This is a genomic window from Streptomyces sp. NPDC054841 (genome assembly GCF_053611045.1).
Window position 1 is genome coordinate 22306 of sequence record NZ_JBSGZO010000043.1, and the last position, 11293, is coordinate 33598.

The 11293-nt window shown below is 67.4% G+C and carries 2 protein-coding genes; both read left to right on the forward strand.

Features of this window, described 5'->3' with window-relative positions:
• Window positions 1-23: 23 nt before the first annotated feature.
• The gene (locus ACWGI8_RS09380; protein WP_453659527.1) at window positions 24-10691 is read left to right on the forward strand and encodes a LamG-like jellyroll fold domain-containing protein; all 10668 of its coding nucleotides are present in this window, start codon (window positions 24-26) and stop codon (window positions 10689-10691) included.
• Window positions 10692-10718: 27 nt separating this feature from the next.
• Window positions 10719-11273: a suppressor of fused domain protein gene (locus tag ACWGI8_RS09385; protein WP_453659528.1), complete on the forward strand. Its 555-nt coding sequence runs from the start codon at window positions 10719-10721 to the stop codon at window positions 11271-11273.
• Window positions 11274-11293: the final 20 nt, after the last annotated feature.

The following is an 11293-nucleotide window of genomic DNA, read 5'->3' on the forward strand; positions in this document are numbered from 1 at the left end:
CCGTCCTTGTTTCCTTCTCCTTCATGCTCACCACGGAGACAGCCGCGGCCACGGGGGCCACGCTGCCGGCGCTGAGCATGCCCGAACTGTCCCTTTCCGGCCTGTGGGAATGGGCCAACAAGTCCCCGCTCGACACCCCCGACCAGCAGAACGGCACCGCGAGGGGCAAGAGTCACGTCGCCTCCTCCGACGCCACCAGCGCCGACGGCGGCTCCGGCCGTAAGCCCGGAAAGGGCAAGGGGGAGCTCGACGAGTACAAGCGCGTCGAGGACCGGACCAGTACGTCCACGACCGGCAAGGCCTCCGGCACGGCGAAGAGCTTCGACGCCGGGACCAGCAAGCGGGACGCCAAGAAGTCCACGGCGACGTCGGACTACTACGTCAACGCCGACGGATCCACCACCATCCGGCACTATTCCGGCCGGACCAACTTCAAGGGTGACGACGGCGCGTGGAAGCCGATCGACACCGAGCTGGTCAAGGACAAGGACGGCAGACTCCAGGAGCGCGCCAACTCGCTCGATGTCGAGTTCGCCCCGAACGCCGCCGACCAGCAACTCGTCTCCGTCGACTTCGGCGACGGCCGTAGCCTCGCGTACGCGCTCCGCGGCTCCGCGAAGGCGACGCCCACCGTGGCCGCCGACGGCACCGTCACCTACCCCGGTGTGCTGCCCGAGACCGATGTGCAGCTCGTGCCGCTCGCCGAGGGCCTCAAGGAGAACGTCGTCCTGCACAGCAAGGACGCCGCCAACTCCTGGGTCTTCCCGCTCGACGTCAAGGGCCTCACGCCCCGCGTCGCGGCCGACGGCGACGTGGAGTTCACCGACGCCGACGGCAAGGTGACCGCCAACATCCCCCATGCCTACATGGAGGACTCGAAGATCGACCGGCGCTCCGGCGACGCCGCGCAGTCCAGGGCCGTCAGCTACGAGCTGATCACCGTGGACGGCGAGCCGGCGCTGCGGCTGACCGCCGACCGGGAGTGGCTGGACGCCCCCGAGCGGGTCTACCCGGTCACCGTCGACCCGACCATCGTGGCGAGCAACTCGACGTACACGCAGAACACGATCTCCGGTGACCACTCCACCGAGAACCAGATCAAGATCGGTTCGTACGACTCGGGCACCAACAAGGCGAACTCCTTCCTGCAGTTCTCCTCGCTCGGCACCACGCTCGCCGGGCAGAAGGTCTCCGCGGCGACCCTCAACGTCTGGGCGCTCTGGTCCGCGACCTGCACCGCGCAGGACTTCTCGGTCCACCCGGTGACCCAGTCCTGGACCCCGACCGGCGTGACCACCTACCCCGGACCCACGTACGGAGCGGCCATCGGCTCGGCCACGCCCGCGCCCGGCGCCTCCTGCACCAACACCGACGGCGGTACCGACGTCGGTGTGAAGATGCCGGTCACGCTCGGCACGAGCTGGTTCACCCAGGTCGCCACCGGCGGTGCCAACTACGGTCTCGCGATCACCGCGCCGACCTCGGACGGGCTGCACTGGAAGAAGTTCCACTCGGACAACTCGGCGACCGCGGGCTGGCGCCCGTCGCTGGACCTGACCTACGCGCCGAACACCAAGCCGCAGGTCAACGCCCAGTACCCGCCGGAGAACTTCCAGGCCAACACCCTCCAGCCCGAGCTGCTCGTCTACGCGAGCGACGCCGACAAGTGGCCGCAGACGGCGCTGACGTACACCTACGAGGTGTACGACGCCGACAGCGGGAGCACCACTCCGGTCGCCACCTCCGGTGCTCTGAGCAAGAGCAACTGGAAGATCCCGGCCGGCAAGCTGAAGTGGAGCAAGAACTACCTGTGGTACGTGGCCGTCAGCGACGGCTACGAGGAAGTGACGTACTCCAGCCGCTTCACCACCGCCGTGCCGCAGCCGCCGGTCACCTCGGGCCTGGCCATGAACACCGACGGCCACGAGTTCGACCCGAGCGACGGCAACTACACCACCGAGGACACCGACGCCGACGTGGAGGTGGTCGGCCCCTCGCTGGAGATCGACCGCTCCTACAACAGCCTCGACCCGCGCGTCGACAGTGCCTTCGGAGCCGGCTGGTCGACGGTCGTCGACATGAAGGCCGCCGAGGTCAAGGACGGCGCGGGCACGGTCACCAGCGTCGTGATCACCTACCCGGGCGGTGAGCAGGTCGCCTTCGGCCGCAACACCGACGGCACCTTCGTGCCCCCGCTCGGCCGGTACGCCCGGCTCCAGGCCGTGACCGGCGGATACGCGATGACGGACAAGGACTTCACGGAGTACGCCTTCAAGCAGGCGACCGCGAAGGCCGGCACGTATGCGATATCCAGCATCAAGGACTACGCGGGCCGCACGGAGACGTTCACCTACGACACGAACAAGCGGCTGTCGAAGATCACCAACGACACGTCCAAGCGGTCCCTGACCTTCGCCTGGGCGCTGCAGACCGGTGGCACCTACCACGTCTCGACGGTCAAGACCGACCCGGCCACCCCGGGTGACACGACCACGGAGCAGCTCTGGCAGTACGGCTACTCGGGCGACCAGCTCACCTCGGTCTGCCCGCCCGGCGACCCGACCAAGTGCACGACGTACACGTACGCCACCGGCAACCACTACCGCACCACGGTGCTGGATGCCGACCCGTTCGCGTACTGGCGGCTCGGTGAGACGTCCGGCACCGTCGCCAAGGACACGGTCGACACCAACCAGGGCAAGTACAACGGCACGTACCGCAATGTGACCCTGGGCAGCTCGTCCGTCCTCGCCGGTTCCACGCAGAAGACGGCAACCTTCAACGGCACCACTTCGTACGTCGAGATGCCGAGTGCCCCCGGTGCCACGCCGTCGTACATGACGGTGTCCCTGTGGTTCAAGACGACCACGGCCGGCGGTGTCCTCTTCTACTACGGCGACAAGCCGCTGAGCGACCCCAACCCGGTCGCCAACACGACGAAGAACACCCCCGCGGTGTACGTGGGCATGGACGGCAAGCTGCGCGGCTGCCTGGCCATGTCGCCCGGCTGCATGTCGACGATCACGTCCGGCGCCACCGTCACCGACGGCCAGTGGCACAACGCCGTCCTCACGGGTGTGGCCAACAGCCAGACCCTGTACCTCGACGGTGTCTCCCAGGGCAACCTCCCCGGCGCGATCAACGACTGGGTGCAGCCCTACATCTCGCTCGGCGCCGGTGTGAACACCGACGGCTGGCCGTCGATGAACCCGAACGACCAGCTCGGGCACTACACGGGCCAGATGGCCGAGGTCGCCATCTACTCCGAGCCGCTCGACCCGTCGGTGATCACCGCGCAGTACCAGGCCGCCAAGCGGTCCGCGGGCCTGCTCAACAAGATCACCACACCGGGCCTGAAGACCCAGTCCTCGGTCGTCTACGGCACCACCGACGACCTGGTCCTGCAGGCCACGGACGGCGACGGCGGCACCTGGAAGCTCAACCCGGCCACCGTCACCGGCTCCTCGCAGGTGTACCGGTCGGCCGTGATGGGCTCCGCTCCGGGCGGCTACTGGCGCCTGGACGACACCCTCGGCGCACCGCAGGCGGCCAACGAGCTGAACACCGGCTTCGGTACGTACAACACCGTCACGCAGGGTGTGGCGGGTCCGTTCGGCGCGGGCGATGTGACGGCGGCGCAGTTCAACGGGACGTCGTCGTACGCCGAGATCCCGTTCAACCCGTGGCACGGATCGGGAGAGCGCGCCGTCGAGCTGTGGTTCAAGACCAGTTCGCCCGGTGTGATCCTTTCCGACCAGTCGCAGCTGCCGACCGGCGCCACGCCGACCGGCTCGTGGAACCCGCTGCTGTACGTGGGTGCCGACGGAAAGCTGCACGGTCACTGGTGGAGCGTCTCGGGCTCCGGCAGCACCGCCTTCGGGTCCACGGCCACCGTCAACGACAACACGTGGCACCACGCGGTCCTGTCGGCCTCGGGCGCGACCCAGACCCTGTACGTCGACGGCGTCAAGCAGGCCGACTACAGCGGCGCCGCCAAGGACCAGTCCAACACCCGCACCTTCATCGGCGCTGGCTTCGGCAAGTTCTGGTACAGCTCTCCCGGTGACGTGAGCTTCTTCAACGGCTCCATCGCCGAGGTCGCGGCGTACGGTCACCCGCTGGCCGCCGAAGACGTCGAGCAGCACTGGTCGGCGTACAAGGCGTCCTCCGGAGTCGCACCGGTGCGCACGGTCACGCTGACCGACCCGACCAACAAGACGCTGAAGTACGTGTACGACGCGGAGATGGGCAACCGTCTGCTGGCCGCGATCGACACCAACGGCAAGCGGACGACGTACGGCTACGACACGGCGGGCTTCCAGCACACCGTGACCGACGCCAACGGCAACCGCAGCATCACCGGCCACGACATCCGCGGCAACACGGTTTCCCAGACCGACTGCCAGGACACCGCAGCCGGAAAGTGCGCCACGGACTACTACACGTACTACCCGGACGCGACCACGGCGTTCCCGCCCATGGACCCCCGGAACGACCTGCTCCTCACCGAGCGGGACGCCCGGTCCTCGGGTCCGACGGACAACACGTATCTGACCAGCTACAGCTATGACGCGGGCGGCAACCTCCTCTCGGTGACCACCCCGCCGGTGGCCGGTCATCCGAACGGCCGGACCGCCTCCACCACCTACACCACCGCCGCCACCCCGGCGGCGGAGGGCGGCACGGCGAAGGCGCCGGCCGGTCTGGTGGACACGGTGACCACGCCGGGCGGCAAGACGACCAAGAACGTCTACTTCGCCAACGGTGACCCCGCCGAGATCACCGACGCCAATGGCGCCAAGGTGAAGTACACGTACGACGCGCTCGGCCGGAAGATCACCGAGACCGAGATATCGGACGCCCAGCCCAGCGGGCTGACCACCACCTTCACCTACGACAAGAACGACCAGGTCGCCACCGAGACCGGCCCCGCGGTCACCAACCGCGTGACGGGTGCGGTGCACCAGGCCAAGTCGACCACGCTCTTCGACGCAGACGGCAACGTCACGTCGCAGACCGTCGCGGACCTCACCGGCGGTGACGCCTCGCGCGTCACGTCGATGACGTACGACGCGTACAACCGCGTGGCGACGAGGACGGACCCGGGCGGCGACACCACGTCGTTCGAGTACGACGTCTACGGCAACAAGGTCAAGGAGACCGACCCCGCGGGGACCGTCAACACCTACACCTTCGACGCCGAAGGCCGTCCACTCACCACCAACCTGCTGAACTACACCGGCGACCCGCACAACCCGTCGCCGCCGACGACGCTGGTCCAGGAGTCCCGGGCCTATGACCCGGCCGGCCGGCTCGCGTCGATCACCGACGCGATGGGCTGGGTGACGGCGTACACCTACACCGACGACGGTCTGTCGGCGAGTGTGGTGCGCAAGGACCCGGCGAACGGCAAGCAGTTCACCGAGCAGTCCAACGAGTACGACATGGCCGGGAACCTGATCAAGCAGGTGACCAACGACGGCCAGACCACGTCAACGTTCGCGGTGGACGCGGCCGACCGCGTCACGTCGTCCGTGATGGACCCGACCGGTGTGAACCGCACCACGAAGGTCTCCTACGACCCGGACGACAACGCCGTTTCGGAGACGGAGACCGACCCGGCGACCGGTGACGTCAGCACGTCGGACACGACGTACGACAACCTTGGCAACGTCACGGGCACGACCGTGCACGACGGCACCACCGCTCCGGTGGCACGCTGGAAGCTCGACGAGACCAGCGGCCTGACGGCCAACGACTCCTCGGGCGGCAACCGCAAGGTCACTCTCGGCAGCGCGGTCACCCGCTCCACCGAGAAGGGCGGTTCGGCGGTCTTCAACGGGACGGCGAACGCCTATGGCACTACGGACGGCTCCGCGGTGGACACCGGCGGCAGCTTCACCGTCTCGGCGTGGGTCAAGCTCAACTCGACCGCGTCCAACTACACGGCGGTCGGCCAGGACGGCACCTACCACTCGGGCTTCTACCTGGGCTATGTCCAGTCGGCGAACAAGTGGGCCATCCGCTTCCCGACCCGTGACGACGCCTCGGGTGTGCTCGGGGACCAGCTGGTGTACTCCACCGCTGCCCCGGTGACCGGCCAGTGGACCCATCTGACGTCCGTCTACGACCAGTCGACCGGCAAGATCTCGCTGTACGTCAACGGCGCCCTGCAGGGCACCGACGACCGTACGTCGGTCTGGTCGGCGAACGGCAAGCTGCAGATCGGGCGAGTCAAGTACGCGGGCGCATACGACGGCTTCTGGCCGGGTGGCATCGCGGACGTGCAGGTCTACGGCGAGGCGCTGAGCGCGTCGCAGGTGTCCGCGGTGAACGGTGGGACGCTTCCGGCGGCGGGCAGTTCTGTCCGCTCCACCACGTGGAAGCTGGACCAGCGTGGTCTGCCGCTGTCGATGACCGACCCGAACGGCAGCACGACGGACTACGGATACGACGAGGCTGCTCAGCAGACCACGGTCACCGAGCCCGCCGTGAACGCGGAGCAGAACGGCGGGACCGCGGTCTCCGTCCGTCCTGTCTCGATGACCGGCTACAACACGTTCGGTGAGACCACTGAGGTGTCCGACCCGCTCGGCAATGTCTCGGTCACGGCCTACGACGCCGAGGGCCAGGAGTCCTCGACGACAATGCCGAACTACACCCCGCCGGGCGGTACCCCGATCACGGCCATGGCCTGGAACGAGTACAACAAGCTCGGCCAGGTCACGGCGGAGGTCGACCCGCTGGGCAACCGCACCACGTACACGTACACGCAGCTCGGCGATCTGGCCTCGGTCACGGAGTCGGGTGGCGGTACGACGAAGTACACGTACGACACCAACGGCGACCAGCTGTCGGCGACGCGGCCCAACGGGGCGCGTCAGGAGAGCACCTGGGACTACCTGGGCAACGAGCTCACCAGCACGGACATCGTGCGGCAGCCGACACAGCGGGCGTTCACGGCGATCAACGAGTACAACGCTCCGGGCGGCGAGCTGTCCCGGACCGTGAGCCCGACGGGTGTCGCGGAGTCGTACAAGTACAACGCGATCGGCGAAACCACCGAGGTCACGGACAGTGCCGGCCAGAAGTCGACGTTCACGTACGACATGGACGGCCAGGTCCTCACCTCGAAGGACCCGGACAACACCAGCACCAGGAACACGTACGACGGTTTCGGCCAGCTGGTCTCCACCAGCGACCTGGACGCGACCGGAGCGACGCTGCGCACGATGAGCTCCACGTACGACCGTGCGGGCAACCCGGTGACGGTGACCGACTACCGCGGTCACACGACGACGCTGACGACGGACGCCACGGGTGTGATCACCAAGGCGGTGCAGCCGGTCTCGGCGACCGAGTCGATCACCACGACCTTCGGTTACGACGCGGCGGGCAACCGGACGCGCTTCACCGACGGCCGCGGCAATCCGTTCATCACCACCTACAACAGCTGGGGGATGCCTGAATCCCTGATCGAACCGTCCACCCCGGCCCACCCGGACCTGGCGGACCGCACCTTCACCACGGTGTACGACGCCAACGGGCGGCCCAAGGAGGCGCGCTCCCCGGGCGGCGTGGTCATCAGCAACGAGTACGACGTCAAGGGCCGTCTGATCCGTCAGGTCGGCTCGGGTGCGGAGGTCGCCACGACCGACCACACCTACGACTACGACGCCGATGACCGGATCACGGCCGTGGCCGGTGTGGGTGAGGACAAGAACACCTTCACCTACGACGACCGCGGACAGCTCCTGACCACGTCCGGCCCGTCGGGCAACTCCTCCTTCGCCTGGAACGGCGACGGTGCGATGACCTCGCGGACGGACGCCTCCGGCACGTCGACCTACGGGTACGACACCGCCGGCCGGCTGAAGACGGTCAACGACGGGGTCACCGGCTCCGCGATGACCTACGACTACGACGTCAACAGCAAGGTCACGTCGATCGACTACGGCGCCGGGAAGTCCAAGCGGAACTTCCAGTACGACGCCCTGGAGCAGCTGACCGAGGACAAGCTCACCTCGCCCACGGGTGCGGTGCTGTCCAAGATCAATTACACCTGGGACGAGAACGGCAACGAGAAGTCGAAGACGACGAGCGGTGTCGTGGGCGCGTCCACGAACACGTACACGTACGACTGGGCAAACCGTCTGACGTCCTGGAACAACGGGACCGCGACGGAGGTCTACGGCTACGACGCGTCCGGTAACCGGACCCGCGTGGGCGGCGACACGTATACGTACGACGCCCGCAACCGGCTCACGTCGGACGGGCAAAGCACGTACCTGTACACGGCTCGCGGCACGATGAGTCAGGTCACGGACGAGGGCGGTGTTTCGACCGCAGTCAAGGCCGACGCCTTCAACCGTGTCATCAGCGAGGGCGACCGGACGTACACGTACGACGGTATGGACCGTGTCCTGAACGCCAAGGACGAGACCGGCAGTGAGCTGTTCTCGTTCAAGTACAGCGGCGCCGGTAACGACGTGGCCTCGGACGGTGTCTCGTCCTACAGCCGCGACGCGGACGGCTCGCTGCTGGGCGTGAAGACGGGCGCGACGGCGGTGCTGGCCTTGACGGACCTGCACATGGACGTGATCGGCCAGTTCACCGACTCCGGTGAGGCGCTGACCGGCTCGACCACGTACTCGCCGTTCGGCAAGGTCCTCCAGACGGCCAACATGCTCGGCAACCTGGGGTACCAGTCCGGCTGGACCGACCCGGAGACGGCCAAGGTCAACATGGCCGCGCGTTGGTACTCACCGCAGACCGGCCAGTTCAACAGCCGCGACACGGTGAGCAACAGCCCGCTGCCGGAGTCGGTGAACGCGAACCGGTACGCGTACGCCAACCAGAACCCGATGACGGGTGTGGACCCGACCGGTCACTGGTTCGACTTCATCAAGAAGGCCGTCAAGAAGGTCGCCAAGAAGGTCAAGAAGGTCGCGAAGTCGGCCTGGAAGAAGACCAAGAAGGCCGTCAAGCGGGCTGCCAAGGCCGTCCGCAAGGCCGTCAAGAAGGTCAAGCGTGCGGTCAAGAAGGTGGCTCGCAGGGCCTACCGGGCGGTCCGCAAGACCGTGCGGTACGTGCGCGACAGCGTCCGCAAGGTCAAGAGATACGTCAAACGCACGTACAAGCGGGTCAAGCGCTACGTCCACAAGGTCGTCAAGCACGTCAAGAAGGCCGTGCGGAAGGTCGCCAAGGCGGTCAAACACGTAGCCAAGAAGGTGGTCAAGGCAGCCAAAAAGGTCGGCAGAGCCGTCAAAAAGGCGGCCAAAGCCAGTGCCAACTGGGTCAAGCACCACGCCGCTGACATCGCCTCGATCGCTGCCGGTGTCGCTGTCTTTGCGGGCTGTACGGCCCTCACGGCCGGTGCGGGTGCGATCGCCTGTGGAGCTCTCGCAGGCGCCGTGGCCAACGGCGTCGGCTACATGATGAGCGACGGCCCGAAGACGCTCGGAGGCTTCCTCGGATCCGTCGGCATGGGCCTGGCCACCGGTGCTGTCGGTGGCGCCGTGGGCGGCTTCGCCGCCGGAGCGGCCGGCCGGCTCATGGCCGGCGTTGGTGGCAAGGGGGCCCAGGGCGCAGCCCAGGGCGCTGCGGGCGGCGCGGCGGAAAGCGCTGTCGGCTATGGCGTCTCCTGCGCCAACAGCGAGGAGGGCTGCAGCGTCAGCGGCGTGGCCAAGGCCACGGCGGTGGGCGCTGCGGTCGGCGGTATCTTCGGCGCGGCGGCCAGCAAGTTCGGCCGCAAGGGCTGCACCCCGCACAGCTTCACCGGTCGGACCGGTGTGCTGATGGCCAATGGCATGACCAAACCGATCTCCGAGATCAAGGTCGGGGACTACGTCCTGACTGCCGAGCCCGGCAAGAAGAAGAAGGAGAAGCACCGGGTCAAGGCGGTGATCGTCACCAAGACGGACCGTGACTACGTCGACGTCGTCGTCGCCACGAAGGCCGGTCCGAAGACGATCCAGACCACCAAGCACCACCAGTTCTACGAGGCCAGCCGTAATGCCTGGACCCAGGCCGGCGACCTCAAGGCGGGCCAGAAGCTGCAGAGCGACGCGGGTGCACCGACGACGATCCTCAACGTCAAGTCGTACACGGCACTGCGCGTCACGTACGACCTGAGCATCGAGGACCTGCACACGTACCACGTGGCGGCAGGCGACACGGCCATCCTTGTGCACAACAACAACGGTGGTTCCGGGGACGCCGCGTGCCCGATCGGGGCTGCGGCGGCGCCGGACGCGCGCGGTCAGTGGCGGAGTTCCGGCAACGGACGCTTCGCGGCCAACCCAGACCGGGTGCAGCCGGGTACGCCTGATGCCGACGGCATGGTCTCCGGTACCAACGCCGATGGGCACACCACCAGCCGCGCCGGCTTCCGCGTCGGTACGCTGAGGGACGCGTGGGACGACGCCCAGACGGTGACGACCCGCAATGGTCAGGCGGGTAAGCTCTGTGAGCGGCGTGGACCGAAATGCGTCGGTGTCGTCTTCGGAAACCCGCACAACGGCGATGGCCGGGCCGGTGAATGGGACGGTGGCCACTTCCCGGAGTCCTGGACCAACCGGAAATTCCCTTCGGGTACCAGTAGGGAAGAGGTCATCGACGACTATCAGCGGGGAGTCCGCGTCGAATGCATTCCATGCAATCGCGGTGCGGGAAACAGAGAGGACGGTTAGCGGGTCGTGGCTGTATTGATCAACCACATGGAGTCGCGGCTCGGGAGGCTCCTCGGCGCTTGGTCGCCGGGCGAAGGTGCCCCGGAGGGTGCACCCAAGGTCGGGTATTTCGCCGGCGGAACCCTGGAGGGGGTTCAGTCGTACGCGACGATCGGCCTGCACCGGACGCCTCTGACGTCGCGTACGTCGGGTCGCCACCTGCATCTCGAACTGCTGGGATGCAACCGGCCCGTGTCCGACGACGAGCCGGGCCCGTTCCCGGACGTGCTGGAGTACGTCGCGGAGCGCCTGGTGGCCGGCGGTGAGGCGGTACTGCGCGGGGACGTCCTGCGCCTGCCGATGCCGCTGACGCCCGGCGGTACCATGACGGCCCTCTACGCGGCGATTCCGGTCTATTTCGACGACGACTTCGGTTCGGTCGTCATCGAAAACGGGTCGGATGTCGCTCTCGTGTGGTTGGTCCCCATCGGCGACCGTGAGGCGCATTACGTCGAGCGAGAAGGCTGGGAGGCGTTCGAGCGCAAGCTCGTGCAGGAGGACCCGGATCTTCTCGATCTGAACCGTCCGGAGATTCGTCTCTGAGATGACCGGAAGCGCCCCAC

What these genes read in the sequence shown, in the direction of transcription:
- ACWGI8_RS09380 (WP_453659527.1), top strand. Translation starts at nt 24, where the DNA reads ATGCTCACCACGGAGACAGCCGCGGCCACGGGGGCCACGCTGCCGGCG.
- ACWGI8_RS09385 (WP_453659528.1), top strand. Translation starts at nt 10,719, where the DNA reads ATGGAGTCGCGGCTCGGGAGGCTCCTCGGCGCTTGGTCGCCGGGCGAA.